34 protein-coding genes are annotated in these 24,505 nt (G+C 60.8%); 21 read left to right on the forward strand and 13 right to left on the reverse strand.

Annotated elements, in window-relative coordinates:
• Nucleotides 1-361: 361 nt before the first annotated feature.
• Nucleotides 362-805 (forward strand): HIT family protein, encoded by a 444-nt coding sequence (locus HMPREF1531_RS04660; protein ID WP_016668759.1) that lies wholly within the window; start codon nt 362-364, stop codon nt 803-805.
• Between the two features lie 290 nt (nt 806-1,095).
• On the opposite strand, the gene HMPREF1531_RS13575 is transcribed toward HMPREF1531_RS04660, so the two are convergent.
• The 7 genes from HMPREF1531_RS13575 to HMPREF1531_RS04695 form a co-directional block, all read right to left on the reverse strand.
• The gene (locus tag HMPREF1531_RS13575; protein WP_156860174.1) at nt 1,096-2,109 is read right to left on the reverse strand and encodes a hypothetical protein; all 1,014 of its coding nucleotides are present in this window, start codon (nt 2,107-2,109) and stop codon (nt 1,096-1,098) included.
• 190 nt (nt 2,110-2,299) lie between these two features.
• The gene (gene rplI / locus HMPREF1531_RS04670; protein ID WP_016668762.1) at nt 2,300-2,752 is read right to left on the reverse strand and encodes a 50S ribosomal protein L9; all 453 of its coding nucleotides are present in this window, start codon (nt 2,750-2,752) and stop codon (nt 2,300-2,302) included.
• A gap of 17 nt (nt 2,753-2,769) precedes the next feature.
• Nucleotides 2,770-3,009, reverse strand: coding sequence for a 30S ribosomal protein S18 (gene rpsR, locus HMPREF1531_RS04675; RefSeq protein WP_016668763.1), 240 nt, complete (start codon nt 3,007-3,009; stop codon nt 2,770-2,772).
• 104 nt (nt 3,010-3,113) lie between these two features.
• On the reverse strand, nt 3,114-3,623 hold the full coding sequence (locus tag HMPREF1531_RS04680) for a single-stranded DNA-binding protein (RefSeq protein ID WP_016668764.1): 510 nt from the start codon (nt 3,621-3,623) through the stop codon (nt 3,114-3,116).
• Between the two features lie 103 nt (nt 3,624-3,726).
• Nucleotides 3,727-4,014 (reverse strand): 30S ribosomal protein S6, encoded by a 288-nt coding sequence (gene rpsF / locus HMPREF1531_RS04685; protein ID WP_016668765.1) that lies wholly within the window; start codon nt 4,012-4,014, stop codon nt 3,727-3,729.
• 116 nt (nt 4,015-4,130) lie between these two features.
• Nucleotides 4,131-4,493, reverse strand: coding sequence for a rhodanese-like domain-containing protein (locus HMPREF1531_RS04690; protein ID WP_016668766.1), 363 nt, complete (start codon nt 4,491-4,493; stop codon nt 4,131-4,133).
• Nucleotides 4,494-4,545: 52 nt separating this feature from the next.
• Nucleotides 4,546-6,348, reverse strand: a complete 1,803-nt coding sequence (locus tag HMPREF1531_RS04695) for an ABC transporter ATP-binding protein (protein ID WP_036898356.1) — start codon at nt 6,346-6,348, stop codon at nt 4,546-4,548.
• Between the two features lie 266 nt (nt 6,349-6,614).
• On the opposite strand from HMPREF1531_RS04695, the gene HMPREF1531_RS04700 reads away from it, so the two are divergent.
• Complete coding sequence (locus tag HMPREF1531_RS04700; RefSeq protein ID WP_036897247.1) at nt 6,615-6,797, forward strand: hypothetical protein; 183 nt, start codon at nt 6,615-6,617, stop codon at nt 6,795-6,797.
• 142 nt (nt 6,798-6,939) lie between these two features.
• On the opposite strand, the gene HMPREF1531_RS04705 is transcribed toward HMPREF1531_RS04700, so the two are convergent.
• From HMPREF1531_RS04705 to HMPREF1531_RS04725, 6 genes are all read right to left on the reverse strand, one after another.
• Nucleotides 6,940-7,239, reverse strand: a complete 300-nt coding sequence (locus HMPREF1531_RS04705; protein ID WP_016668769.1) for a hypothetical protein — start codon at nt 7,237-7,239, stop codon at nt 6,940-6,942.
• 367 nt (nt 7,240-7,606) lie between these two features.
• Nucleotides 7,607-8,044, reverse strand: coding sequence for an SMI1/KNR4 family protein (locus HMPREF1531_RS04710; RefSeq protein ID WP_016668770.1), 438 nt, complete (start codon nt 8,042-8,044; stop codon nt 7,607-7,609).
• Between the two features lie 189 nt (nt 8,045-8,233).
• Nucleotides 8,234-8,668: an SMI1/KNR4 family protein gene (locus tag HMPREF1531_RS04715; RefSeq protein WP_016668771.1), complete on the reverse strand. Its 435-nt coding sequence runs from the start codon at nt 8,666-8,668 to the stop codon at nt 8,234-8,236.
• Between the two features lie 250 nt (nt 8,669-8,918).
• Nucleotides 8,919-9,353, reverse strand: coding sequence for an SMI1/KNR4 family protein (locus tag HMPREF1531_RS04720; protein WP_016668772.1), 435 nt, complete (start codon nt 9,351-9,353; stop codon nt 8,919-8,921).
• 3 nt (nt 9,354-9,356) lie between these two features.
• Nucleotides 9,357-9,956: a hypothetical protein gene (locus HMPREF1531_RS13580; RefSeq protein WP_198010989.1), complete on the reverse strand. Its 600-nt coding sequence runs from the start codon at nt 9,954-9,956 to the stop codon at nt 9,357-9,359.
• Nucleotides 9,953-10,219, reverse strand: coding sequence for a hypothetical protein (locus HMPREF1531_RS04725; protein ID WP_016668774.1), 267 nt, complete (start codon nt 10,217-10,219; stop codon nt 9,953-9,955). Before HMPREF1531_RS04725 ends, HMPREF1531_RS13580 begins: the two co-directional genes overlap by 4 nt.
• A 44-nt stretch (nt 10,220-10,263) precedes the next feature.
• On the opposite strand from HMPREF1531_RS04725, the gene lipB reads away from it, so the two are divergent.
• The 19 genes from lipB to HMPREF1531_RS04820 all read left to right on the forward strand — a co-directional run bounded on the left by lipB (nt 10,264) and on the right by HMPREF1531_RS04820 (nt 24,484).
• Nucleotides 10,264-10,989: a lipoyl(octanoyl) transferase LipB gene (lipB, locus tag HMPREF1531_RS04730; RefSeq protein ID WP_016668775.1), complete on the forward strand. Its 726-nt coding sequence runs from the start codon at nt 10,264-10,266 to the stop codon at nt 10,987-10,989.
• Entirely contained in the window at nt 10,989-12,023 is a 1,035-nt protein-coding gene (gene lipA, locus HMPREF1531_RS04735) for a lipoyl synthase (RefSeq protein ID WP_016668776.1), read from the forward strand. The genes lipB and lipA overlap by 1 nt, the downstream gene beginning before the upstream one ends.
• Nucleotides 12,024-12,062: 39 nt before the next feature.
• Nucleotides 12,063-12,230, forward strand: coding sequence for a hypothetical protein (locus HMPREF1531_RS04740; protein WP_156860175.1), 168 nt, complete (start codon nt 12,063-12,065; stop codon nt 12,228-12,230).
• A gap of 107 nt (nt 12,231-12,337) precedes the next feature.
• Nucleotides 12,338-13,522, forward strand: coding sequence for a beta-ketoacyl-[acyl-carrier-protein] synthase family protein (locus HMPREF1531_RS04745; RefSeq protein WP_016668778.1), 1,185 nt, complete (start codon nt 12,338-12,340; stop codon nt 13,520-13,522).
• Nucleotides 13,519-14,676, forward strand: coding sequence for a beta-ketoacyl synthase N-terminal-like domain-containing protein (locus tag HMPREF1531_RS04750; RefSeq protein ID WP_016668779.1), 1,158 nt, complete (start codon nt 13,519-13,521; stop codon nt 14,674-14,676). The genes HMPREF1531_RS04745 and HMPREF1531_RS04750 overlap by 4 nt, the downstream gene beginning before the upstream one ends.
• Entirely contained in the window at nt 14,673-15,377 is a 705-nt protein-coding gene (locus HMPREF1531_RS12825; RefSeq protein WP_016668780.1) for a beta-ketoacyl synthase N-terminal-like domain-containing protein, read from the forward strand. Before HMPREF1531_RS04750 ends, HMPREF1531_RS12825 begins: the two co-directional genes overlap by 4 nt.
• Nucleotides 15,374-16,078 carry an alpha/beta fold hydrolase gene (locus HMPREF1531_RS04760; protein WP_016668781.1) on the forward strand — a complete coding sequence of 235 codons (705 nt, stop codon included), beginning with the start codon at nt 15,374-15,376 and terminating at the stop codon, nt 16,076-16,078. The genes HMPREF1531_RS12825 and HMPREF1531_RS04760 overlap by 4 nt, the downstream gene beginning before the upstream one ends.
• Before the next feature lie 16 nt (nt 16,079-16,094).
• On the forward strand, nt 16,095-17,036 hold the full coding sequence (locus HMPREF1531_RS04765; RefSeq protein WP_016668782.1) for a hypothetical protein: 942 nt from the start codon (nt 16,095-16,097) through the stop codon (nt 17,034-17,036).
• Between the two features lie 143 nt (nt 17,037-17,179).
• Complete coding sequence (locus HMPREF1531_RS04770) at nt 17,180-18,139, forward strand: beta-ketoacyl synthase N-terminal-like domain-containing protein (protein ID WP_198010991.1); 960 nt, start codon at nt 17,180-17,182, stop codon at nt 18,137-18,139.
• Complete coding sequence (locus tag HMPREF1531_RS04775; RefSeq protein ID WP_016668784.1) at nt 18,136-18,984, forward strand: beta-ketoacyl synthase N-terminal-like domain-containing protein; 849 nt, start codon at nt 18,136-18,138, stop codon at nt 18,982-18,984. The genes HMPREF1531_RS04770 and HMPREF1531_RS04775 overlap by 4 nt, the downstream gene beginning before the upstream one ends.
• On the forward strand, nt 18,981-19,838 hold the full coding sequence (locus HMPREF1531_RS04780; protein ID WP_016668785.1) for an alpha/beta fold hydrolase: 858 nt from the start codon (nt 18,981-18,983) through the stop codon (nt 19,836-19,838). The genes HMPREF1531_RS04775 and HMPREF1531_RS04780 overlap by 4 nt, the downstream gene beginning before the upstream one ends.
• A complete protein-coding gene (locus tag HMPREF1531_RS04785; RefSeq protein WP_016668786.1) occupies nt 19,831-20,130 on the forward strand; it encodes a hypothetical protein in 300 nt (99 codons plus the stop codon). The genes HMPREF1531_RS04780 and HMPREF1531_RS04785 overlap by 8 nt, the downstream gene beginning before the upstream one ends.
• Nucleotides 20,127-20,525: a hypothetical protein gene (locus tag HMPREF1531_RS04790; protein ID WP_016668787.1), complete on the forward strand. Its 399-nt coding sequence runs from the start codon at nt 20,127-20,129 to the stop codon at nt 20,523-20,525. Before HMPREF1531_RS04785 ends, HMPREF1531_RS04790 begins: the two co-directional genes overlap by 4 nt.
• Nucleotides 20,525-20,905, forward strand: a complete 381-nt coding sequence (locus tag HMPREF1531_RS04795; RefSeq protein ID WP_016668788.1) for a hypothetical protein — start codon at nt 20,525-20,527, stop codon at nt 20,903-20,905. The genes HMPREF1531_RS04790 and HMPREF1531_RS04795 overlap by 1 nt, the downstream gene beginning before the upstream one ends.
• Before the next feature lie 14 nt (nt 20,906-20,919).
• Nucleotides 20,920-21,921: a beta-ketoacyl synthase N-terminal-like domain-containing protein gene (locus tag HMPREF1531_RS12830; protein ID WP_016668789.1), complete on the forward strand. Its 1,002-nt coding sequence runs from the start codon at nt 20,920-20,922 to the stop codon at nt 21,919-21,921.
• Between the two features lie 24 nt (nt 21,922-21,945).
• Nucleotides 21,946-22,206, forward strand: a complete 261-nt coding sequence (locus HMPREF1531_RS04805; protein ID WP_016668790.1) for an acyl carrier protein — start codon at nt 21,946-21,948, stop codon at nt 22,204-22,206.
• Between the two features lie 397 nt (nt 22,207-22,603).
• The gene (locus tag HMPREF1531_RS13585; protein ID WP_156860176.1) at nt 22,604-23,062 is read left to right on the forward strand and encodes a 3-hydroxyacyl-ACP dehydratase FabZ family protein; all 459 of its coding nucleotides are present in this window, start codon (nt 22,604-22,606) and stop codon (nt 23,060-23,062) included.
• A complete protein-coding gene (locus tag HMPREF1531_RS04815; protein WP_016668792.1) occupies nt 23,055-23,801 on the forward strand; it encodes an SDR family oxidoreductase in 747 nt (248 codons plus the stop codon). Before HMPREF1531_RS13585 ends, HMPREF1531_RS04815 begins: the two co-directional genes overlap by 8 nt.
• Nucleotides 23,798-24,484, forward strand: a complete 687-nt coding sequence (locus HMPREF1531_RS04820; protein ID WP_016668793.1) for a DsbA family protein — start codon at nt 23,798-23,800, stop codon at nt 24,482-24,484. Before HMPREF1531_RS04815 ends, HMPREF1531_RS04820 begins: the two co-directional genes overlap by 4 nt.
• The last annotated feature ends 21 nt before the right edge of the window (nt 24,485-24,505 follow it).

The following is a 24,505-nucleotide window of genomic DNA, read 5'->3' on the forward strand; positions in this document are numbered from 1 at the left end:
GGAGGTCATAGACAACAGCAGCCGACCGCACCGATGTGGTGCGGCATACGAGCGGACGCGATGAGCACGTCCACATTCGTATTCCAGATCTGCATGTGATCATCGAACCGTGCAGACGGTGGAAGTGTCAATTACCGGGATGCAAGTTCCACCATGCGGGACGGTCCGGGTTCTCGTCCTGGGATGGGGTGAGGGCGCGGCCCAGATCCTTGACAAGGTGGTATGCGATTCTTCTGTGGTGGGGAGGAACTGGGGTGTGGCGGTGTTGGTTTGCTGGATCTCCGGGTCGTTTGGGTATTGGTTCCGAGTGGATTCGTGCCTGGGGAGGCAGACAGGCTTGGGATGGTGCGAGCATGGAGACATGGCAACCGTGTTCACCAAGATCATCAGCGGCGAGTTCCCGGGGCTGTTCGCCTGGGCCGACGACCGGTGCGTCGTCTTCGCATCCATCGACCCCATCACCACCGGTCACCTGTTGGTGGTTCCCCGCGACGAAGTGGTCTCCTTCACCAAGGCCGACGATAACTTGCTCGCCCATCTCATGAAGGTTGCGGCGATTATCGGCCGCGCTCAGGAGAAGGCCTTCGACGCTCCCCGGGCCGGACTGATCGTCGCCGGTTTCGAGGTCCCCCACCTCCATGTTCATGTGATGCCGATCCACAGCGAGGGGGATCTGAGCTTCGCGAATGCCAAGCGCGCCGAGTCGCAGGAGCTTCGCGTCGCCGTCGAGCGGGTTCGCGGTGAGTTGCGCGCCCAGGGTCACGGGGCGAATGTTCCTGCAGATGTGTCTGCTCCTGGCCTGTAAGGTTTTCCTTTTTGCGGACCGGGTCACCACACGCGCCGTGACCGGGTGTATCCCAAGGACGGGTGCTGGATGGCACTCGCTGTGGTGGCTTCGGCTGCTGGTCCTGCTGTTGCGTGTCCTCTCGGGCGAGGTTCCCGCTGACCAGTAGAAGCTGCCGGATACCGTGCCGTTGACTATCCTTTTCTGGAAAGTCAACTGTCATGGTGCGTCCTGAATACCATCTCTGTCATGGTCTACCCCGCCCCCTGAATACCGCTGCGGTGGGCCGGGTTGCGTGACGAGGATTCCGCTTAGCGGTTCGTCTCATCGGTCTGGTTCTGCTCGAACACTGCCGGAATTGATACGGGGGCCGAACTCGTCGTCGTGGTATTGGAAGCTGGTGAGGTGACCGCCGTGGGACTGGGCTGCCGCGGGCTGATCGTCGCATCAGGGCTTCCGGGGGCCACGCTTTTTGCTGAGGGAACCCCCGATGCTGGGGCGGAAGCCGATGTCATCGGTGCGGTACTCGGTGATTCTGGTTTTTCTCCGGCGGGGGTGACGATGGTCGTCACCGTCTGTGCAGGTGCCACCGTGGTCACCGTCACCGGGGTGCCGAACTTCCGCCCGATGTTCAACCCCAGCAGCAGCAGCAGTAAGCAGAGCACCGCGAACAACGCCCAGCGCCAGTGATTGGGAAGGGAGTGATCATCGACTGCGGGCAACTCGACGGTGTCTGGCCCGTCGTCGACATCGTTGGATGCCTGACCTCCCAGGTAAGGGGACTCGAAGGAGGTGGTCGCCAATAACTCCGGGGAGGCAGCGACGCTCGGCGTAGGTGTTTGCGGTGCAGCAGGTTGTGTCGCGGCATCACTGGCCTGCGATGCTGCTGCGTTTGGGAACAGCGAGGCGCGAAAGCGTGCCAACTCGTTGGCAAAGGGCACCTGACCCGAATGGAATGACGGCGTCCGACGGGCTTTCGCGGCACAATCTTCCGTCATGGGCCCCGGGTCAAGATCTGGTGACGGGACGGAAAGCGAACCTGGTGCGTCCGTGTGGGCCGCAGGCTCGGGGTGAAGCAGCGCTGCGATGAGCCCTGTCTCAGGAGCAGGAGGATCAGGGAAAGCAGGCGTCGGGGCGGCCAGCTTGGTGCCGGGATCCTGGTGATCTCTGTGGTACCGAGCCTCGGAAGGAGGTACATCGGGGCCCAAGGAAGCCGGTGGTATGGCGCGACGGGCCGGAGTAGCGCCTTCTCCGTACATTGCCATGACGGTCATCGGCATTGCACGGCGGGCGGGGTCCCGCCCCAGCGAGCCGACGCCCGGCACGCTTGTTCCTGATGCCATACCCATGACTAGGTCCATCCCTTCGAGGCCTGCCCCGCACACAGGGCCGGTACCTGACCATCGTATGACCGTAAAGGCTCTTTTCCCGGTGAGCCCGTGCACCGGACGACACTGCGAAGGGGCCGCAACTCAAAGAATTTCGAAGTCACAGCCCCTTCAGTCAGATGCAACTTCAGGCGGCCGCCACGACGTGCACATGCAGATGGGCGGTCACCGCGTCGGTGAGTTTCACGCCGACGGTGTGCTTGCCCAGCGAACGGATCGGCTTGGCGGGCTTCACCACGCGCTTGTCGAGGGCTGGGCCGCCGGCCTTCTTGATCGCGACAGCGATCTGAGCGCCAGTCACTGAGCCGTAGAGCTTGCCCGACTTGGGGTCGGCATTCACCGGAACCTGGACGTCGAGGCCCTCCAGAGCGGTGCGCAGCTCGATGGCATGGGCGTTGTCGCGCACGGTCTTGGCCGCGCGCGCACGCTGGATGCCCTCGATCTGCTTGGCGGTGCCACGGTTGTAGGCGATGGCGAAACCACGCGGCAGCAGGTAATTGCGGCCGTAGCCGTCCTTGACCTCAACGACGTCGCCGGCAACACCGAGGTTCTCGACAGCAGCAGTCAAGATGAGCTTCATATCGAAAAACCTCCTTGTCAGCGAGCGCTGGTGGTGTAGGGCAGCAGAGCGAGCTCGCGGGCATTCTTCACCGCGATCGCGACTTTGCGCTGATCTTGCACGCTCAGGCCAGTGACCCGGCGGGCGCGGATCTTGCCACGCTCGGAAATGAACTTCCGCAGGGTTGCGGTGTCCTTGTAGTCGACATTGTCGATGCGGACCGTCTTGACGGGGACGATCTTGCGCTTGTTCACAGATTTGCGCTGTGGACCGGCCATTGTGGTGCTCCTTTTCTTGTGGGGTCCTCGCCCCTGAGCCCGGCTCGAGACATTCTCCCTCACCGGAATGTGCCTGGTTTGTTGTTGTACTGCTCCCGGATCAATCAGAACGGGGGCTCATCACTCTGGGCGCCAGCCCAGGGATCATTCACCGGACCGCGATTGTTCGACTGGGAAGCGCCCTGCGACCAGTTGTCGCCGGAGGAGCCACGGCTCGCTCCGCCGCTGTTCCAGTTGCCACCACCACCGGAGGTGGTGCGGTTCACCTTCGCGGTCGCGTACCGCAGGGAGGGACCGATTTCGTCCACGTCAATCTCGAAGACAGTGCGGCGATTGCCCTCGCGGTCCTCATAGGAACGGGACTTGAGCCTTCCCTGCACAATCACCCGCATGCCCTTGGTCAGAGTCTCGGCAACATTCTCGGCCGCCTGACGCCAGATCGAGCAGTTGAGGAACATGGCGTCGCCGTCCTTCCACTCGCCAGACTGGCGGTCGTAGATACGCGGGGTCGACGCGACGGTGAAGTTGGCGACCGCTGCCCCGGAGGGTGTGAAACGCAACTCCGGATCTGCGGTCAGGTTGCCGACGACGGTGATTTGGGTCTCGCCTGCCATGATGTCCTCCCTGACGGGTGTGTGGTGTGGTGGTCATCCGAATTGTCGGCGCCATGGCCGGGAACCATCCAGATTCCCCGGCGCCTGTGGATGACCGCTCCGACTACTTGTCGGTGCGCATCACCTTGGTACGCATGATTGCCTCGTCGATGCTCATCAGACGATCCAACTCGGCGATGGTATCGGGGGTTGCGGTGATGTCGAGAACGACGTAGATGCCCTCGGGCTTCTTGTTGATCTCGTAGGCCATGCGGCGCTTGCCCCAGATGTCCTGGTTCTCGACAGTGCCCTTGGCGTCGGTGATGACCTTCAGATGCTTTTCCAGCAGAGCAGCAACCTGACGCTCATCGGTTTCGGGATCAATGATCATCATGACCTCGTACTTGCGCATACGCTGACTCCACCTCCTTCGGACTGTACGGCCCCGGGAATCTCCCGTGGCAGGAGGGCGAATGCGGTGTGTCCAGCGGACACACACGTCCCACAGGGGAGACGCGATGACCCAGCCTACCTCATCGGGCCCGGTAGAAGAATCTGACCGTCGCGCACCCAGGCACGCAACCCGCCGGTGAGGGTGAAGGCCTGGAGGTTCTCGTTGCGCAACAAGGTGGTGACCGCCGCGGCATGCTTCGGGGTGGAGGAGACCACGACGATCTTTTTCTCCAAGGTTGCCGGATCCATCATCGCCAGTGGATCGTGGCCCCAGATCGCATCGAAGGGAGCCTTCTGCAGATCGGTGATGAGCACCAGCCTGGCACCGGGGATGTGCCCGGCCTCATACTCGCCGGGTGTACGCACGTCGATGAATACGCCTCCCGAGGAGATCATCGTCAAGGCCTCGATCACCGTCACCGTGAAATCGTCGGACATGGATCAATTCTATGGGCCGGGTGATGGGATGGTCCTTTGACCATGATGGGGCTCAACCGGTGATGTCGTAGCGGGCCAGCAATTTCTTGGCTGCCTTCGAACCGGCGTTTTGCAGGCTGAGCAACTCGGCGTAGATGCCGCCCGAGACCGCCAGCTCGGCGGGGGTACCTATCTCGTCGACGTGCCCATTGCGTAGGGTGATGATCCGATCAACCCCGGCGATGGTGGACAATCGGTGAGCGATGATCACCGAGGTCCGGTCGGCCATCAGCGCATCTAATCCTTCCTGTACCGAGCGTTCCGCCTTGGTGTCCAGCGCCGAGGTGGCTTCGTCGAGCACCAGAACCGGGGCATCCTTCAGCATCGCTCGGGCAACCGCGATGCGTTGGCGCTGGCCACCTGACAGTTTCAAGCCGCGCTCACCGATGAGGGTGTCGTAGCCGTCGGTGAATTGCTCGATGAACAGCGACGCATTGGCGCGCCGGGCGGCATCCCGGATCTGCTCGTCGGTGGCTTCGGGGCGGCCATAGGCGATGTTTTCGCGGATCGTCCCGGAGAACAGCGAGGCATCCTGGAACACCACCCCCACCCGTCGCCGCACCTCGTCGATGGGCAGTTCGCCGATATCGTGGCCGCTCAGGGCGACCTCTCCGGTACGTGCCTGGTACAGTCCGAGCAGCAGGTTGACGATGGTGGATTTTCCGCCCCCGGATTCTCCGACCAGGGCGATCTTTTCTCCGTGGCTGACGGTGAAGGAGATGTCGTGCAGCACGTCATGCCCGGGTTCGTAGGCGAAACACACGTCGGTGAAAGAAATCGTCGGGGCGTTGGCGACAGGGGCAGGCAGGGCGAGCCCGTGTGAGGCGGTCGGCCAGACTTCGTGGGCGATGTCCATGACCGAGAAATAGTCCTTTGACCCGGCGATTGCCCGTTGCGAGGTGTCGACAACCCAGCTCATGCTCTCGATCGGGGCGCGCACCAAGCCGATCAATTGGATCAGCAGCACCATGTCGCCGACGGAGAAATCTCCCGACAGGGTGCGCAGGAAAATGATCAGGTGAATCGCGAAGAAAGCGAGATTCAGCGCAGTGCGTCGCCACACATCCATCCGGTGCCAGTGGGCGGATTGCTCGCGGGTCAGCGCATCGGTGCGGCGGAATCGTTTGGCAAAGCTGCTCAGCTCGGAGGATTCCCGGACGAAGGACTTCACCACGCGGATCTGCCCGACGACCTCGGCGAACCTGCCGGAGGCGATATCGATCTCGGTGTTCTTCTCGGCTTCCAGCTGCTGCCATTTCCGGGAGGTGAGCGAGGTGAGCCACACGAAGGCCGGGAACATCACGAATAAAAGTACGGCCAATCCCCACCAGTACCAGGCGCAGATGGCCAGCACCGAGACGGCTGTCAGCAGCATTGAAAAGAAGGCATTCGACATCGTCTTGGCGAAGTTGCCGATTTCTGCGATGGATCGGTTGAGCCGGGCGACGATTGTGCCGGTGAGTTCAGAGTCATACCATGACTGGGGCAAGGTGAGCAGTTTCTCGTAGTAGCGCACCGACAGCATGGTGCGCAGCCGGTTGCCCGTCACATCGCCGACGTAGCCTCCAAGGTTCTGTAACAGTGTGCTTGCCATGAAGGCCACGAGAATCCACACAGCCGACCAGACGATCCGGCTGGTCGCGGTGGATGGGCTGACTGAACCAGCTGCGGCCTGGGCAGCGGTGTCGGTGGCTGCCCCGACGAGGAAGGGAACCGCCAGTGATGTGACGGTGGCCAGGACAGCGGTGATGACGATGAGGGCGTACAGTCTCCACAGGTCGCGGGTGAACCTGATGATGCGGACCAGCGTTGACACGGGTGCAGCATAAGCCGCTTCGGCCATCGTGCCGGTGACCGTATTGGGTCTCTTCCTTTCGTGCCGTGACCGTTCGGTGCTTGTGGCCAGGGGGAGCCCGCGGTCACGTTGGTGCCGGGATGGAGGGCTTGCATGGGCCATCCTGCCTAGTCCCATGCCGGTGGAATCTGTGAGCACCTGCGATCTTTTCGGTGAGGCTTGCGCCGGGCCCTGAATCAGCGAACCCCCTGGTCTCGTGGATCTCACCGGCATGCCATCATGTGGGCATGGAAAATCTCAAAGTGGCAGCGCGGCTCGATTTCTCGGATCTCACGTGGGGCGATCTGCGGCGTTTCGTGTCTTTGGCGTCCGACGTCGACGACAATGATCCGGTGGAGTTCTTCGACGATGAGGATGACGACGTACTTGCCGGTATGGTGCTCGACTTGGAGCCCACGGTCCTGGACTGAGTGCCGGAGATCCGGGTCGGCATCCACTGGCGTGAGACTCGCCAACCGCAGGGGAGATTTCTCTGGTGATTTTGCGTGGCGGCATCGGAGGATGGCTCCTTGCCGAGGGTGGTTCCTTGTCAGTGTGCCAGCTGGGTGCAGGTCAGGGTGTCGGCTCCTTACGCATGAAAGCCACAATCTCGCCACTGCGTGCAGTTGCTCGTGTGCCTGGAGCGAATTCGGTCACCAGATGTGGTGTGATCTGGGGATGTAAGTCGGCGATCATCTCGGTCTCCACGTCGTCGACATCTTCGATGTCCTCCTCGGTGGGCTCATGGTCGTACACAAACCTGACATAAGCATCCGACTCCTCGACTCGGACGTACACTGCCCGCAGGCCGGGAGTCACCATCCCGACCATGCCGCGCAGCAGACTTGGCAGGACGACTTGTTGTAGGGACATCCTCGCTCCTTCGGTTCACGGGTTCGAATTGCCGGGTACGTTCGGTCTACCGGGCACGATGTGCACGCCACCATTCTTGTCGTAGTGCAAGATACCGGCAGCTGTTGTAGGCCTGTCACCTGTCTGGGGAGCTGATATAGGTTCCGATGGGCTGGATATGGTCAACCCATGTCCTTGAGGCCTGGTCGGCCTCTCGATACGTCGCCCATTGGCGTGCCGGTCCTCGACTTTTGACGAGTTGATCGAAATGTAGCTTAAGCAGGGAAATACTTTCCGAAAGTGGTCTCGTCTTCTCGCCGGGATGAGGCGAAGTGTATATTCTTGGCTGTGACAAGCCTAAGGATTCATGAGCCGTAAAGTTACGCCATCACTCAGTCTCTTGGATGCGAATTGAGTTCAAGAATGTCTCAATGCCAGGACTGATTTTTTGTAAACCCAGTTCGTATGTGGTATCCAAGAACCATACGCTCTGATCTTGCTTAGAGTAGGCGTAGCGGTCATTGAACACGTCATCAGTAAATGGGACCAAGTTGTTCTCTTCCAGTTCGTCGAAATCTTCGATGCCGGCAGCTATTCCATATGGATCTGTGGCGCTGTAGAACACGAACAGTGGCAAATCGCCGAAAGGGGTTCCTATGACGAAAGCAGGCTTGCTGAAGGCAAATGAGCCGTAATTGCTCATCAACTTCTTCAGGGGAGCAGGAACTGGCCCAATCAGTTTCTCCAGTGATTGGAGTTCCTCGGGACTGTTTGGAGTGTTCTTGCTCGTGGCTGGAATTATGCTCGATTCTACCTCTGGGTGCATGGATTATTCTTTCGTCGAACGGCTGCCAGTATGGTGTAATCCATGAATTCTAGCAGGAGCCAATTAGACTTTATTGCCTTGGAAATGGTGAATTTGAAGGTTGTTTTCACGCAGCCAAGCTTCAACTTTTGTTTGAGTAAATCCGGACTGTTTAGCAATCTCAAGGAGATCACGCCGGGCGGGGCCTTGCTAAAAGGGCTCTACGATGATGGCGTCGAGGAATGTTTGCATGGAGCTGAAGACCTTGGTGGGTGTGAATCCTGCCTCTATGTCGAAGAACCAGATGGTCGCGTCATCGCGATCAAGTGCGTAGATAGAGCCATATTCGTCCCGAGCGAATGGTGTCCAACGGTTTCTGAAGACTTCTTCGATGCCGTTTTGAAGGCTGTATATGGTATGTTGACTCCCTGCCCCGTAGCAGATGAAAACTGTCAAGTCATCAATTGCTCCACCGGTCAGATCGGCGTAGCCTCTAAACCCGAAAGGACCATATTCTAGAAGTAGGTTCTTGTAGACTTCCGGGAGAATGCTGAAATCAGCCTCAACTTGGGCAATCTCTTCGGGGGTGTCCGGGACAGTTTCTCGGGTCACGGGCTTGATGAAGGGTTTGATATCTGCCAACATGATCACTTACCTCCTAGATGGACTGTTCCGCTGTGGTGGATGCCTCCGTGAATCGCGCGTGGGACAAGTTACATTGTATTTTTACATTGTATTTCCAAAAACTGGTTCCAATTAGTCGTGCGCTTGGTTTGGGAGCTAGAAATTGTAGTCTGTAAGGAATGGCATCGCTGCGGATGTATCATTGGAGATGAAAGACTTTGCTGTTTTGCCTGGTAGGGTTGACCTGAGCGGTGCTGTCAAGTATGTCGACTCAGTCTGGTTCTACGATGATGGCGTCGAGGAAGGCCCGCATGGAGTTGAAGATTTTGGTGGGTGTGAATCCTGCTTCAATGTCGAAGAACCAGATGGTCTCGTCATTACGATCAAAGCCATAGACAGAGCCGTAAGCATCGTCGGCAAAAGGTATCCAGTGGTCGCCAAACACATCTTCCATTTCTTCGTATACTTCAGCAATGGTGTATTGACTGCCAATGCCTCGGCAAACCGTGAGGCATAGGTCGTTGATTCCACCTCCGCTAAGCTCTGCAGAGCCGTTGAAAGCAAAAGGGCCATACTTGAGTAGTAGGTTTTTGTATTCTTCTGGTAGGTGACTAATTCGAGATTCAAATTCCGCGATAGTTTCTGGCGTGTCGGGCCTGCTGTCGGGGGTGGCTGGGATGATCAGTTCTTCAATTTCTTCAATCATCGATTAGTTTCTCCCTTCCAAGTGAACTGAGCCACTGTGGTGAATGTTTCTGTGAATATTTGTTGGAACTAGTTGCATTATATCTCCAGAAAAATGGTGTAAATTGATCTTGTTTATTCTTAATGCCTCTCTTACTGCTGCTTTGCTCATGCCCATGGTATCTGCAATGGTTGATACCGTGGCATTGTAGTCGTGCGTGCGGTTGAGGTTGATTCCGTCTACGTTGTAGGTGCCTGGTGGTTGTCCTCCCAGGCCTTTGTGGGTGAATGGCCCGAAGTCTGGTGTGCCGTTGACGAAGTCGATCTCGGTTCCACGTGGTAATCCTAGATGGTCCGCCGTGGCATCGTTGAGTTTGAAAGGCGAGTTGCCTTCTGCTCCGGTAAATGAACCCTTGCTGCGCGCTGGCCTGTGCCAGCCCGATGGGGGTTTCCAGTGGGGGTCTCTGATTGGTCGTCCGCTTGGTTTTGGGGCTGGAAGTTGCGGTCTTTTAGGCGCTGGGGGCAGCGCTTTCAGGTTCATCTTCTTGCTAACGTGAAGAAGATCGAGGATGGCTCGGACGAGCTTGCTTCCTGCGTTGCCTGAGGGTGTGATGCGGGCCATCATTGGCCTCCACCGAGTAGTTCGTTGATGGTTTGGTCGATGATTACATTGATGGCCGCGCTTGCTCCGGTGCGTACCAACACTGACACTGCTGCCGAAGCGCCACCGGAGATGATGGCGGCTGCCAAGGAGATCGCGTCGAGCAGGATTTTGCCGATGACCACCACACGCAACGTACGGATGAGACCAGCATCCAGTGGATAGGTAGTGGGGAAACGGTAAGCATGAGCCACACCGCAGGCCGAGACATTAGCCCCGGCAGACACACCCGGATGGCCAGCAGGGCCGTCGCGGGTAGTCTTGATACATCATGACCACCGATCTAGTTCCCACCACCTCTGACGTCCTTGCCCACTGGCGTTGGGGCATCGACGACGACCCGGTCACCCACATCGACTACCAACAGGCTTGGGAAGAACAGCGCCGGTTGCACGACCTCATCGCGCATGGCGAACACCCGTCCACCGTGATACTGCTCGAACACGCTCCGGTGTACACCGCTGGACGACGCACCCTGCCGAGTGAACGACCCTTCGACGGGACCCCCGTCATCGACGTCGACCGAGGCGGAAAGATCACATGGCACGGTCCGGGCCAATTGGTTGGCTACCCACTGGTGAAGCTGGCCGACGGGATCTACGTCGTCGACTTCGTGCGCCGCGTCGAGGAAGTAGTTATCCGCACCATCGCCGGTTATGGCCTGGAAGGAGTGCGCATTGCTGGGCGCACCGGGGTCTGGCTGCTTGGCGATGGCGTGCGCGGCGACCGGAAGATCTGCGCCATCGGGTTGCGCGTTGCACAACGCGTCGCGATGCACGGGTTCGCTCTCAACGTGCATGACGACCTGCAACCGTTTTCCAACATCATTCCTTGCGGTATCGCCGACGCCGGGATCACCTCCCTGGCCCGGGAAATGCCCCATCCGCCCTCGGTGGCCCAGGTGGCCACCGACCTAACCCCCCACATCGACGAGCTGCTGGGCAAATTCGCTCCCTTCGAGCTCGCCGCTCCTGTCGAACGGGAAGGAATCGTGTAATGAGCACCAATGCCTCAGGACACAAGCTGCTGCGCATCGAACGGGCGAATATGGCGACCCCGATCGAGCGTAAGCCCGAGTGGATCAAGACCAAGGTGGTGATGGGCCCCAATTACCGGGATCTGCAAGGGATCATCCAGCGTGAGGAGGTGCACACCGTCTGTCAGGAGGCGGGGTGTCCGAACATCTTCGAGTGCTGGGAGGACCGCGAATCCACATTCCTCATTGGTGGCGACGCCTGTACCCGGCGCTGCGATTTCTGCCAGATCGAATCGGCCCGCCCCAAGGGCTATGACATCACCGAGCCTCGTCGCGTTGCCGAGTCGGTGACCAAAATGGGGCTGCGGTATGCCACGATCACCGGTGTTTGCCGCGACGACCTGCCCGACGAGGGGGCTTGGCTCTACGCGGAGACGATCCGCCAGGTGCATGCCCACAATCCCGGAGTGGGAGTGGAGATGCTCGCGCCCGATTTCTCTGGCAAACCGGAGCTGGTGGCCCAGGTGCTGGACGCGAAACCGGAGGTCTTTGCGCACAACGTCGAGACAGTTCCCCGGATCTTCCGCCGCATCCGCCCGGGATTCAACTACGAGCGTTCCCTCGACGTGCTCACCCAATCGAACAAGGCCGGATTCGTCACCAAGTCGAATCTGATCCTGGGCATGGGGGAGACCCGCGACGAGGTCTCCCAGGCCCTACGCGATCTGCGCGAGGCGGGCACCCACATCATCACCATCACCCAATACCTGCGTCCCGGCCCCACCCTGCTGCCGATCGACCGGTGGGTGACCCCTGCCGAATTCGTGGAACTGGCGAAGGAAGCGAAGGAACTCGGCTACGAGGGCGTGATGAGCGGGCCGATGGTGCGCTCCTCCTACCGGGCCGGGCGACTCCACCGCCGGGCCAAGTCAATTCTTGAGGGTCGCGAACCGGAGGAGGAATGGATCGGACGCCAAGAGGCCTCCGCCGTTCAGGCGGCTGCCGCTCGTCGGGGTCAGGCTGCTGATCGGGCCCAGGCCCCTAGCTCTGTGTGACGGTTGGGTGCCCGTGTACGGGTGATGGTGTCGATGGTGGTGGTTGATGAACTCGCTGCCGTTGTCGGAGTGGATCTCTTTGATCGTGAACGGGAAGCGAAGTTGCAGTTGCTCCGGTCCGGCGTACACAGTGCGTTCGCCTTTGCTGTGGACTTGGTCGCCATGGGTCATTTCATCGCCTGCGCAGCAGGGATTGCTTTGCGGTGAGTCAGCTCCAACTCCATCTGCTCGCCCTGGATCCACGTGGACATTTTGAAATTAAGTCAACGAATTCGCTTGCAAAACGGGCCCTAGGTGGGGTAATAGTATGAAATATGAGCCAGCGACAGCGCGTGGCCGTGACCGGGGTGGGGCCCGTTTCGGCTATCGGCGGTGGCCGTGAAGATTTCGGGGATGCTATCCGAGAAGGTCGATGCGGCGCCAGCCCTATCAGTGCTTTTGACACCACCGGTTTCGCCCACGCGCTGGCTTGCGAGGTCCCCCAGGACACAACTGATGGGCCCCATGGGCGAGCCTCACAGTTCGCAGTGCAGGCCGCGTTGTTGGCGTTGTCTGATGCCGGACTGACGCCCGAGTGGCTCCGTGATCGGCGGGTTTCGGTGGCCGTTGGCACGACAGACGGCGAATCGCAATTGATCGATGCCATCTCGGCCAGCTACTTGACCGGTACTCCCGTCTCCGTGAGCGATGCCCGGGCCGCTCACCCCTTGAACTTGGCAATGTCGATCGTCGACCGGCTCGGACTCTTCGACGTCGAGACCCTCACGATCGCGACCGCGTGCAGTGCGGGCAACTACGCGATCGGCAACGGTTTCGATGCCATCGCCTCGGGGGCCGCAGAGGTCGCCCTCGTGGGAGGGGCGGATGCTCTGTGCCGGAAGACGTTCACAGGCTTCTATCGCCTAGGCACAGTGGCACCCGATGCGTGCCGTCCCTTCGACAAGGACAGGCAAGGGATTCTGACCGGTGAAGGCGCGGGGATGATGGTCCTTGAGCGGCTTGAGGCTGCAATCGAACGCGGAGCGCACATCTACTGCGAGGTGCTGGGGTACGGGCTCACGTGCGACGCCAAGCATCCAGTGGCTCCCGACGTGAAGGGCATCACCGCGAGCATCAGGAAGGCGCTGAGACTCGCGGACATTGATCCTGGCCAGGTCGATCTGGTTTCAGCCCACGGAACGGGTACCAAGGCCAATGACGTCACCGAGTGTGAGGCGCTAGCGGCGGTCTTCGGTGACCAGTTGCCTCCGGTCACCTCGGTGAAATCGATGATCGGGCACTCAATGGGTGCAGCTAGTGCGCTGGGCGCCATCGCATCTGCGCTAGCCCTTGAGGACCAATTCATACCCCCGACGGTCAACTTCAGGCAAGGCGATCCTGACTGCCCGGTCGATTGCGTCCCCAACACCTCTCGGGATGCCGAACTCACCGTAGTGGAGAACCACGGGTTCGCCTTCGGCGGCAACAACGCGGTGCTGTTGTTGGAGCGACTCCCGTGAACGCGACAGCAAAGAAGGGGCAGTCGACTCAGGGGTCATGGCTCGCAGGCTGGGGGGCTGTAACCACCCTCGGCGCGACCGCGGACGATGTCTTTGCCGCCCTCCTCCGGGGTGACATAGGCCTACGCGTTTTCGAACCTCCCTTTGACCAGGCCTTCCGTGGTCCCCATGGCTACGTCTTCCCGGGGTCTCCTACCCGGGGGCCACGGGCGGCGAGCCTGCTCGTTCAGGCTGTCAGCGAAGCCCTGTTGGATGCCGGCCTGACAGAGATGCAAAATCTCGACTCTATCCCGGTGGTGATCGGGACAGGACTCGGCGAAGCCCGCACGTTGGAGATCGCACACCTAGAGGATGGACCCAAGCCCAACTTGGACCTCGCTGCGAAGCTCAGGAAACGCTGGGGTTTTGATCGGGTTTCCGTCTTCTCGAACGCCTGTGCCGCGTCGTTGTACGCGGCGGCCCTCGCCTGCGATCTCCTGGAGCAGGAGTCCCTTGAACACGTGATAGTTGCCGGAGTCGACGTGCTGTCGCTGAGCATGTTCGGCTCACTCGACAGGGTTCAGGTCGAACCGCCCGACCGCGTCCGCCCGTTCGACGCGGGGCGTCGCGGTGTCCTAATGGGCGAGGGCGCTGCGGCCGTGGTGCTGAGCAAGCTCCCGCATGAAAAGCCGTTACGTCTCGCCAGAGTGGAATTGGGGTGTGATGCCTACCACGTGACGGCACCAGACCCAGCAAGGATCGAGCACGTCATGCGCGAAGCGCACGCGCGGGTAGGGGTGGGAGCGGACTCCATCGACCTCGTCGTGGCACACGGTACCGGGACACCACTCAACGACGAGGCCGAGGCGGTTGCTCTGACGCGGGTCTGGGAACGTGCTTCCAAGCCACTCGTGACTGGTGTCAAGGGTAGTACCGGCCACACCTCAGGTGCTTCCGGTCTGCATAGCCTGATCGTCGCTGGCCAATGCCTTCTCTCTGGCGAGGTTCCGCCGGTCGTGGGCTTGGACGTGCCCGACCCGATGGCCTCGGCGCTTCGCCTGAACCGCAGCCGCACAAGGCTCGAGGATGCGAGGCTAGCGCAGGTGGACGCCTTCGGTTTTGGCGGGCTCAATGCAGTTGCGCTTCTCCGCAAAGTGCCGGTGATGCGACCATGAAGGACCTCGGATTGCTGGCCCACGCGGTTCTCCTTCCGCAGGAGGGTGTATTAACCGACGCCCACCTCACGGCGCCGCTTGCCCCTGTAGAGATCGATTTCCGAACTCGGTTGGGCCGCAAGGGATTGCGCTATAGCACCCCCGCTACGCTGCTTGCTGAGGCTGCAGCTGTGGAGGCGATGGCCTGTCGCTGCCCTGATGATGACTGCCCGCCTGAGCGACTCGGACTAATCGCATCGTCGCGATATGGAAACGCCGAATCGGTGGTAAACGCCGCGCAGATCGTCATCAAGCAAGGTGCCGATGCACTGAGCCCCATGGGGCTACCAAACGCCAGCTCTAACGTATTGGCTTCGACCGTCGCAATCCAGTTGGGGATTAAGGGTGTCTGCCTCACGATCGAGGATGAGCGAGATAGAGCGGCTAGTGCCCTCCAGTGGGCCCAGGTGCTCATCACTGGCGGTCGTTGTGAACAGGTACTGGTGGTTGCAGCGGAGAGTGATAGCCCCACTGCCCGATGGCTGGCTGGAGGCAGGCCTGTCGTGACCGGCGGGGTCGCGCTGCTTGTCGCGGCGATCGATGATAGACACAGTCGGTCTCCCATGGTTGCTCGCCGCTGGCCGCTTCAACCCGCCAGAATGGAATTGGGTGCCCTCGCTGGGATCATCAACTATGTCGTCCCCGAGGGGGCGAGGTCGTGAATTCCAGGATCTGCCTGATCAGTGGCCTAGGTGGCAGTGCTGGTGTGTGGGCAGATGTCAAGGAGCTGCTCTCTGATTGTGCGGTGTCCATTCCGGATGTGCCATGGGCGTCTACCGCCTCGGCTTGGAAGTACGATCCGGAGATCACGGAGAGGTTCTGCAGATCCCAATTGGCGGACTGCGACGTGCTCGTGGCCCACTCCTTTGCGGCCGTGTCCGTCTTCAATCTGCTCACCGGGCCAAACAGGCCCCCGCCGCCCGCGCACGTCGTCCTCCTATCGATGTTTTACGCGTCCAGAGCCGAGCACTTCGACTGGAGTCACTTCGATCGGCATCGCGCAGCCTTCCCGGGTGTCATGGCGGATGGACTGCGGGCCGAATCCCAAGGGCGGGCCAACCCCGCTCTCCTCGACCGGATGGCTGAGGTCGTAGTCGACGCCGTCGGCCCCCTTGGCTGGCTCCGTTTCTACGAGGCCTATCACGCTACGTGGCAAGGATCTCCGCGCGCGCTCGTGAATCGGCTTACGCTCATCCACGGCGACGCCGACCTCTCCGCTGATCCGGCTGACAGCCGCGCCCTGCACGCCCAAGTCCCCGGCAGCATCCTCCACATCTTCAAGGGCGGACATTTCCCCATGGTGGACACCCCTGAAGCCGTTGCACTTGCGATCCGCAGTGCTCTACCTCTACCCCTACCCTAGTTAAAGTGAGTTTGAAATGACCTTCACCCCCGGTTTCAGCACGACCGTGCAACTGCGTCCTCGTTACGAAGGCTGCAATATTTGCACTTGGATCGGCTTCAAGCATGTCAATTACCTCGTAGAAGAAGCTGTTCTCGGTCTTTTCCGAACGGCTACCATGGCCCCGGGTCGGCTTTACGAGGAATACGGTCTCGGTCTGGACATCACCCGTATCTCCACACGCATCCTCAAAGCGCTCCATGTGGACGACGAGGTGACGGCCGAGGTGCGTGTTCTGACCATCGAGAGAGGTGCCCAGCTTGCCGTCACCTTGTCGGTAGGAAAGACGAAGGCCGTCTCTGCCAAAGTTTCCGTGGTACTGCTGCGCGACACCCGCGTGGGCGGCGAGGTCGCTCCTATCCCCGAGGAAATCCGAGGTTTGGTCGTCGACACTTACCGCGTCGCCGAACTGCGCTCACTTCCTATGTCGGATCTTGCGGTGGGCATCGGTCGAAACGCCGTGACAAGGCAAGTTGACCGGCAGTTCCGGACGGGAAGCGGCCATGCGATCGCCTGGCGCTGGCGGGTGCCATATTTCTACTGTCACTATGTGACCCGGCTTCAGATGAGCGGTCTGCTTCGCAATATGGAAGAGGTCGTCGACCTATTCCTGCTGGAGCAGGGCGCCAGCATCCGGACGATGCTCGACACGGCGGACTTGATTCCCGTCGTTCCGAACTCGGAGATTGAACTCTGGGATGAAGTGGGAATGGAAGAGGAGATTCTCACGGTATTTGAGGTGGAATCGGTGTTCAAGAATTCCGTGTACACGGCGCGCATGGACACGTACGCCCTTCGTGAGGGTAATGCCGTTCATGTGAGCACGGGTCGGATAATGCATGGTTATGCCCACATCGACAGCCGCCGTGATTGGTCGATGATTGAGTTCGACGATCGGCTCAGGGCGGCAGTGGGATGATGCCGCCGATAGCGAAAATTACCGGCGCTGGAGTCGTCGCCTCGTGCGGACGGGGTCGGGCGGACTTCTGGCGTGGTCTCTGCGCACACCGGACCGGGCGTGCTGCGGTGGACGATCCGGATCTCCATGCTGAAGTCCGCGATATGCACCTCGTCGAAGATGCACCTTGTCTCGAGCACTCGGCCGCCAGATACGGTGTAGAAGCCGCCCGAGAGGCGCTTGCGGAGGCGAAGGCCGCGGGTTCGCGCGTCACCTGTGGCGATCTCGGCCTCGTGGTGGGCACGGGCATGGGTGAGGCCACCTCCCTGGATAGGGCTCGTGCCAGCACCCCGACGGATAAACGGATGTTTGAGACGGCAGATCTCATTGCCGATGCTCTGGGGCTGAGCGGCCCTGTCCTGAGTACCAGCAATGCCTGTGCAGCAAGCGCCTACGCGGTGGGGTTGGCTTTAGATATCCTGGCCGCTGGGGAGGCCTCCGCTGTACTCGTTACCGGTGCTGAGGCTTACTCCCGAGTGGCGTTGGCCGCGTTTAACCGGATGCTGGCTCTCGACCCAGCTGGAGCACGCCCCTTTGAACTGGAGCGAGCGGGCACTCTCTTCGGTGAGGGCGCAGGAGCCCTCGTGCTTGAGCCGGAGAGTAGCTCGGCCACGGCATTGGGTAGCCTAATCACCGCGGATTTCAGTTGTGACGCTGATCACATCACCGCACCGGAGCAGGCCGGTGTTCAGATCCGACGCATTCTTCAGACGGTAGTGGGACAGGCTGCCCCACGCGCAGCCGTCCCCCACGCGACGGGCACCCAGTTGAACGACGAGCTGGAAGCGGCCATTCTCCATGAGGTCGCCGGCGAGGACCTGCCTTGGCTGAGCATCAAGGACACGATCGGGCACGCTGGCGGGGCCTCCGGGATTCTCGGGATCATCGCGGCCCTCGCGATGCTGGAGGCCGGTGAGCGTCCGGAGCATGGTCCGCACGGACCGTGGCTGGACACGGCGTCGACACATCTGGGAGAGCGCACTACAGCCGTTGGCCCGGTGGTGGTCAGCGCGTACGCCTTCGGCGGAAACAATGCCTCTCTCGTTATTGGAGGCGCAGCATGACAATCGTGATTGAGCGGGCCGCCGTCCTTTCTGGCCCGCCCTCGGGTGAGGGCTCTGACTGGTTCGATCCGCGTGCCCATCTTGGACGCCGTGGCACGGCTCTCCTTCCCCGGGCAGTGCAGCTGACAGCTGCGGCCGCCGCTCAACTAAACGTGAGTGGCGCGCTGGCCTGCGAGTCGCATCGCCGTGAGCTCTGGGCCTGTACTGCGTCCTTCGCCGAACACATGCATGATGAGATGGATGCCGTGGTGCGCGCGGAGTCGGCAGAGGCGCTCAGTCCCGCCCGTGCTCCCTACTTCTCTGTCAATCTGCTCCCGGCTCGTGTGGCCCAGGATTACAAGATCCATGGACGGGTTGTCACGATCACGACGCCCGGGACGGGCTTGGTGGACGCCTGCGCTTCCGCCGCCCTTTCCCTCGGCAGCGGTCGGTGCGATACTGCGCTGGTGGTCACCACCGATGTCGGTGGTGAAGTCGCGGAGGGTAGCGTTGCTCTGATGCTTCACCCTGAGGGTCGGGGCACCCACCTCACCTGGGCCCGGGGGTTCTTGCCTCAGGCGGTCACCATGCGAGGCTTCGAGCGGTTGGAGCGATTGTTGCCACCGTTGCTGGCAGGACCTGACGTCTCCCTCTTAACCGCGTTGGAGGATGCTCCTAGACATCTGATCGAGGCCCTACCCGACGAGTTGACCGAGGGGCGACCCTTGAACGCTCCAAATGGCCGACTCCTACCTCAGGCCATCGCGGTGGCCGAGGCCTGCCAGCAGCGTCGCACCACCACCCTGTTCTGTTGCTCGCGCTTTGGTGCCTGGGCAGCGCTTCGTCTTGATCCGGGGGCACTATGAGTTCCTGGCCGTCCGCCCGGGTCCGTGAGTTCGCGGAACGGGAGACATTCAAGCTCTTGGTACCGCGCGTCCGGGACGATCGGCCCGCGAACGTTAACGATGACTTCGTCTCTACCGATGGTGGGCAGCTAGCCGTTCGGTGCTACCCGGCAGCGGGGCGGATCGCTTTCGTCGTGATACACGGACTCCTACACACCCAAGATGACATAAGAGCAAGTGCGCAGAGGCTGGCTGCCTCCGGTTGGCCTGTGGTTACTTATGACCTGAGAGGGCACGGAAACAGCACCGCCGAGTTGACTACCAGCGGCATGGTCAATCAACATATCGTTGACCTCGGATGCGTGATGGATAAGTTGGGTGAACTGATTCCCACAGCCCGGCGCGCGATCCCGGTGGGCCAGTCTTTCTCCGCTTGGACCGTTCTTGCATACGCAGGTGGGCCCGGCCGCGAAAAGGTCGCTGGAGTCGTGTGTGATTCGGGGCCTGCGCCGAGCGCTCCCGAACATATCGGGTGGCTGGTTGCTTCCTCGGCACGTGGCTCCAATGATGACGAACTGCGTGAGTCGTTCGCGGAGGTGCTCGAACTAGCCACTTGCCACGCGGCCAGTGCGTTGCGCCAGGAGGCCGCGTGGCCCCCCGGTCCGTTGCGGTCGGGCGTGCCCGGGCTCTTCCTCTCCGGCAGCCGCGATCGGGTCATTCCTGCATCCGCGGTCGCTCAGGTAGCTGACACCGTGCCCGGATCTCGGCACATCATCTTCGACAAGGCAACCCACTGTCGCCTCTTCTCGGCTGCCCCAGAACGATATCTGACCCTGCTGTCGACCATGGCCAAGGAGGCTGATTCGAATGCCTGACCGTTGGATGTTCGTGCTGAATCGTGCAGAGGCGGTGGGCCCGAACGTGATCCGGGAGGTGGCTAGTGTTCTCGCAACCACATCAGAAGTCGCGATCTACTTGGCCGGAACGTGTGCACTCCATCACCTCATCGCGCCCGATCCGATACCTGGCACCCGCGTCATAGTAGACCGGAAGACGTTGCGACGGGTGGGCTGGCCGGAAAACCAAGTTCCTGTCGGAGTGGTTGCTGACGAGGGCGTGATCGCCGACGCGCTTCTCGACCCAAAGACCCAGGTGATTTGGCGATGAACCGGCGGCAGTTTGACGTCATGATGGTGCTTGCCGGAGCGCCCTACAGCGACGATTCCCTGGGAACCGCCCTGCGCACCGTAGAGCAACTCTTGGCCCGCGACGCATCCGTTCACGTGTGGGCCTGTGGCTTCGCGACGTGGCTCACCCAAGTGGGGGAGCCAGTCAAGCCGGCTGGCGCGCTGGACTGGGAGTTCTCGTTTCCTTCTGCATCGGGCGTTGTGCTTGAAATGATCAACGAGTATCCGAAGTCCCTACTCTGGACGGCATGCCGTACCTGCAGCATGGAGCGCCGCCTGACGAATCACGCGGCGCCAGTCCGCATGCGGTTGGCGACCCAGATGCGCCGCTACTTTGATGCTGCGGACAAGCTGATTTCGGTGGGGGTTGTCTGATGAGTGCTCGGTTCGTGGCGGTTGTGGACACGGTTATGCGAGGAGATCTGGAACGCTCTTTCAACGACGCTCTCTACTCCTTCCGAGTGCTTATGACTCAATATCACGGGGCCCTCTGTCTCGTTTTGGCTGGCGAGGCAGCCACCCTCGCGAGGGCCCTTCCGCTACCTTCCCACGATGATTGGGACCAAGCGCTTGACGACCCCGCTCTGCTTCTGCGTCGCAATCTCGCTGCCCTAGTCAATGAGGGTGCTACTATTTATGTCCTGGAACCAGCCCCGGTGCCTGACGATCGTCCCATCACCCCCGGTATCACCCCCCTCTCGACCGTCCAATTAGCGGCTCTGCTGGCGGAAGTCGGCGGAATGCTGTTCCTCTAGAAGGAGTCGGCACGATGATTAAGCACCACGACACTCTGGCAGTCTGGGATATTGCCGTCCGCTGTTCCGCGGGCTCAGGTACCGACCCGGTCTTCGCGGTTCTCACGGAGGGTTCGGTCCTGCAGCCTCAGATCGAGGATTTTAATATCCGGAAGGAAGTGGGACCCAAAGGCACGCGCACGCTTGACCGTTCGGCGGGCCTTGCGTTAGCCGCCATGGGGCAACTGGGGCGCCTCGCTACTATCCCTGCCGGGCGCGACGATGTTGGGATCGTGCTGGCCACGTCATTCGGTTCGATCGCTAGTACCATCCAGTTCACGCAGGAAAGCTTGTCGGGGGATCGGCCCTACTTGGTCGACCCCTCCCGCTTCCCCAATACCGTCATGAACTTCGCCGCTAGCCAGGGTGCGATCAGACACGGATTACGCGGGCCCAACGCCACGCTGATTGCTGGGGCTGGCTCGGCTCTCCACGGTCTCGACTATTGCTGGCGGCTAATCGAACTCGGGCAGGCTGATGCGCTCATCCTCGGCGGGGTCGAGGAGTGGACGCCGGAGCGAGTCCAACTCGAGCATGACGCCGGATCCAGGGGTGATTTCGTCGAGGGGGCAGCGGCCCTCCTCGTTGGACCGTCGGCCCTCTGGCAGGAGACCCCACTCGCCCGTGTCTCCATGGTCCTGACTGGTGTTGTACACGACTCTGACTCCGCCACCCAGCTGGTGAGGCGCTGGCGCACCAACTTGCCTACCGAGGCCCCGGAGATGCTGATCCGGGTCGGACATTCAGTCGCTATCGATCGGCTACTCGACGCTCTCGCCATCCCTGAAAACGGACTGGACACCCCGACCCGGACCCTCGCGCTCGACAGCCTAGGGGATCTAGGCGCTTGGGGCTCAGCCCTCGCGCTGACCTTGGCCGCTGAAGTCGCTCGCTCGGGTACCCGCGCTCGAATCGTTTCGGCGGACGAGCGAGGCCCCGTATCCATTACCGATCTCAACCCTTGCTCCCAACCCTGAACCGCAAAATAGAAAGGCCCATCCATGAGAAACTCAATTGACCGCGAGAGCCTTCGCACGCTCGTTGCCGACGCCATCGACATAGACGTGTCCGAACTCACCGATACGGCCGATTTCCGCGACGACCTCGAGGTTGACTCGCTAATGTCCCTTGAGATGATGGTTGTCCTCGAACAAGAGTTTGGCGTGAAGATCGGGCAGGACGAAATGAAGCCTGTACGTACTTTTGATGACCTAATCGATGTGCTGGACCGAGCTCTGGAGGCCAAAAGTGCAAGCGACTGACCGCACGCTAACAGGTTCGCCACGACCAGACTCATTCGAGTTCCTAGATCAGATAGGCACGGTGATCGGAGCACGGTGCCGTTACGATCCGGAACATCCCGTATTTGCCGGTCACTATCCCGGACAACCGATTGTTCCCGGGAACTTCCTGTTGGGGATCGGTGCCGATCTCGTCTCCCAGCATCCGGCAGGATCCGAGGTCACCGGATTGCGAAAAGTCCGCTTCGCAGAGCCGCTATGGCCTGGGGACGTGTTCGAGGTGCACGTCGACCAAGGCACCAGAACGGACCCCCTTGCCTTCTCGTGCCAGGTCATGCGCGATGGCCACCGGTGCGCCTCGTTCGTTGCACAGACGACGCCACCGCCGCCGCCACCACCCCGACCGGAGCTTGGTGCCGTGACAGACACTTACCCTGAAGAGATTACCTCCCTGCTCCCCCACCGGGATCCGATCCTGCTCGTCGACCACCTCCTTCAGGTAGGCAATCGGATGGTGGCCGAGAAGGAGATCCGTCCCGATGAACTGTTGTGTTACGGAGAGCCAATCTATCCGTTGGCTCTTCTCCTCGAATCGGCAGCGCAAGGCGCCATCGCCGGATTCATCGCGGGTGCCCGTGATGGGCGGCCTGCCCCCAATCAGGGCTTCTTGTTCATGGGCCTGCAATCGGTCGATCTGCTAGATAGGGTGCCGCTCGGGGCCGTGCTTCGCCATGAGCTGACCGGCGTCAGAGATCTGGGTGACGTATTAGTGCTCGACCTCATCTCTTGGGTTGAGGGGGCGCCTGTGCTCGTCGCTACCGGGGTCACTGCCGCAGTACGGCCCTTCGCCGAGTTCCGGAGGTCCGATCATGAATGAGCAGTCTCGCCCCGTGGCGCTCGTAACCGGTGGCTCTCGCGGTATCGGACGGGCGATTGTGACGCGTCTGGCCCATGACGGGTTCGATGTCGCCTTCTGCTTTGCTGCAAACAAGGATGCTGCCAACGAAACTATTTCAGCCCTCCCGCCCGAGGCTACGGCGTTGTGTGCTCGCGTCGATGTCCGCTCGTTCGAGGAGGTCGAGCAGTTTGTCTCGGATACGGTCACGCGGTTTGGTCGACTAGATGCCGTCATTCACTGTGCAGGCATCACGCGGGATGCTCCACTGATGACAATGACGACCACAGACTGGCAGGACGTGATTGACACGAACCTTGCGGGGGCTTTCCATCTTTGCCGGACGGCATCTTGGGCCCTTGTCCGTGGCGGCAACGGCGGCTCGGTGACGTTGGTGGGCTCAATTGCAGGCAGGGATGGCCACGCCGGCCAAGTAAACTATAGCGCGTCGAAGGCAGGTCTGGTCGGTGTGGCGCGCACAGCAGCGCTGGAACTCGCTCGGTGGCGCATCAGAGTCAACGTGGTGGCCCCAGGTTTCATTGAGACCGATATGACAATGATGCTGAGTGAGAAGGCAAAGGAGAAAGCAAAGAACGATATCCCGCTTGGAGAATTCGGTAAGCCCGACGACGTAGCCGGCCTCGTCTCGTATCTCGTCTCCCCGGATGCTAGGTACGTTACTCGTCAGGTGATCGGCGTCGACGGAGGATTGTCCCTATGAGCCGCACACCTCGCTGGTATGCGTCACTGCGAAGCCCCTATTCGTGGCTCGCTCTAGAACGTGGGATAGCGTCCCGCTCGCCCCTCCTTGAAGCCGCCACCATGCATATCTTCTTCGAGCCGGGTGCGGAAATTAAGCAATTCTTGGACGAGCGTGCAATTACCTTTCACTACACCCCCATGAGCCGAGCCAAGCATCTGTATATCCTGCGTGATGTACGTCGACTTGCCAGCCGATTGGGAGTAGCGATTACTTGGCCCGACGACTCAGCGGCGAACTGGGAGATCACCGCCGCTGCATGCGCGGGGGTCTTGGCGCAAGATCAGGCGCGCGGCAAACAGCTCGTTTTGGAGTTGAGCCGTGCGCGCTGGACCAGAGGCGCTGACCTGAATAACGCGGAACAGGTCGCGACATTGCTCAACGATGGGGGCTTTCCCCGCGATCTGGCCACGCTGCACTCCCGACCGGAAGGTCGCCAGTTGCTGGTCTCCGTTGCCGAACGAATGGACGAGGATGGGGTTTTTGGGGTTCCGTTTTTTCGCGTGGGTAGGGAGAGCTTCTGGGGCCTGGAGCGATTGGAAGAGGCCGAGAAGCATCATTGTTCGAGCTCTGCCCCGTGGGAAAGCGATGGATCAGTGCTGGGACGGGGTTTCGATGATGATCATGCCGGTGGCTGCGGCTGACTGCGCCAGAATTAGAGAGGA

The organism is Propionibacterium sp. oral taxon 192 str. F0372 (assembly GCF_000413315.1).
Lineage (GTDB): Bacteria > Actinomycetota > Actinomycetes > Propionibacteriales > Propionibacteriaceae > Brooklawnia.

Coding starts and splice junctions, on each gene's coding strand:
- HMPREF1531_RS04660 (WP_016668759.1), top strand. CDS start 362: ATGGCAACCGTGTTCACCAAGATCATCAGCGGCGAGTTCCCGGGGCTG.
- rplI (WP_016668762.1), bottom strand. CDS start 2,752: ATGAAGCTCATCTTGACTGCTGCTGTCGAGAACCTCGGTGTTGCCGGC.
- rpsR (WP_016668763.1), bottom strand. CDS start 3,009: ATGGCCGGTCCACAGCGCAAATCTGTGAACAAGCGCAAGATCGTCCCC.
- HMPREF1531_RS04680 (WP_016668764.1), bottom strand. CDS start 3,623: ATGGCAGGCGAGACCCAAATCACCGTCGTCGGCAACCTGACCGCAGAT.
- rpsF (WP_016668765.1), bottom strand. CDS start 4,014: ATGCGCAAGTACGAGGTCATGATGATCATTGATCCCGAAACCGATGAG.
- HMPREF1531_RS04690 (WP_016668766.1), bottom strand. CDS start 4,493: ATGTCCGACGATTTCACGGTGACGGTGATCGAGGCCTTGACGATGATC.
- HMPREF1531_RS04700 (WP_036897247.1), top strand. CDS start 6,615: ATGGAAAATCTCAAAGTGGCAGCGCGGCTCGATTTCTCGGATCTCACG.
- HMPREF1531_RS04705 (WP_016668769.1), bottom strand. CDS start 7,239: ATGTCCCTACAACAAGTCGTCCTGCCAAGTCTGCTGCGCGGCATGGTC.
- HMPREF1531_RS04710 (WP_016668770.1), bottom strand. CDS start 8,044: ATGCACCCAGAGGTAGAATCGAGCATAATTCCAGCCACGAGCAAGAAC.
- HMPREF1531_RS04715 (WP_016668771.1), bottom strand. CDS start 8,668: ATGTTGGCAGATATCAAACCCTTCATCAAGCCCGTGACCCGAGAAACT.
- HMPREF1531_RS04720 (WP_016668772.1), bottom strand. CDS start 9,353: ATGATTGAAGAAATTGAAGAACTGATCATCCCAGCCACCCCCGACAGC.
- HMPREF1531_RS13580 (WP_198010989.1), bottom strand. CDS start 9,956: ATGATGGCCCGCATCACACCCTCAGGCAACGCAGGAAGCAAGCTCGTC.
- lipB (WP_016668775.1), top strand. CDS start 10,264: ATGACCACCGATCTAGTTCCCACCACCTCTGACGTCCTTGCCCACTGG.
- lipA (WP_016668776.1), top strand. CDS start 10,989: ATGAGCACCAATGCCTCAGGACACAAGCTGCTGCGCATCGAACGGGCG.
- HMPREF1531_RS04745 (WP_016668778.1), top strand. CDS start 12,338: ATGAGCCAGCGACAGCGCGTGGCCGTGACCGGGGTGGGGCCCGTTTCG.
- HMPREF1531_RS12825 (WP_016668780.1), top strand. CDS start 14,673: ATGAAGGACCTCGGATTGCTGGCCCACGCGGTTCTCCTTCCGCAGGAG.
- HMPREF1531_RS04765 (WP_016668782.1), top strand. CDS start 16,095: ATGACCTTCACCCCCGGTTTCAGCACGACCGTGCAACTGCGTCCTCGT.
- HMPREF1531_RS04770 (WP_198010991.1), top strand. CDS start 17,180: ATGCACCTCGTCGAAGATGCACCTTGTCTCGAGCACTCGGCCGCCAGA.
- HMPREF1531_RS04775 (WP_016668784.1), top strand. CDS start 18,136: ATGACAATCGTGATTGAGCGGGCCGCCGTCCTTTCTGGCCCGCCCTCG.
- HMPREF1531_RS04780 (WP_016668785.1), top strand. CDS start 18,981: ATGAGTTCCTGGCCGTCCGCCCGGGTCCGTGAGTTCGCGGAACGGGAG.
- HMPREF1531_RS04785 (WP_016668786.1), top strand. CDS start 19,831: ATGCCTGACCGTTGGATGTTCGTGCTGAATCGTGCAGAGGCGGTGGGC.
- HMPREF1531_RS04790 (WP_016668787.1), top strand. CDS start 20,127: ATGAACCGGCGGCAGTTTGACGTCATGATGGTGCTTGCCGGAGCGCCC.
- HMPREF1531_RS04795 (WP_016668788.1), top strand. CDS start 20,525: ATGAGTGCTCGGTTCGTGGCGGTTGTGGACACGGTTATGCGAGGAGAT.
- HMPREF1531_RS12830 (WP_016668789.1), top strand. CDS start 20,920: ATGATTAAGCACCACGACACTCTGGCAGTCTGGGATATTGCCGTCCGC.
- HMPREF1531_RS04805 (WP_016668790.1), top strand. CDS start 21,946: ATGAGAAACTCAATTGACCGCGAGAGCCTTCGCACGCTCGTTGCCGAC.
- HMPREF1531_RS04815 (WP_016668792.1), top strand. CDS start 23,055: ATGAATGAGCAGTCTCGCCCCGTGGCGCTCGTAACCGGTGGCTCTCGC.
- HMPREF1531_RS04820 (WP_016668793.1), top strand. CDS start 23,798: ATGAGCCGCACACCTCGCTGGTATGCGTCACTGCGAAGCCCCTATTCG.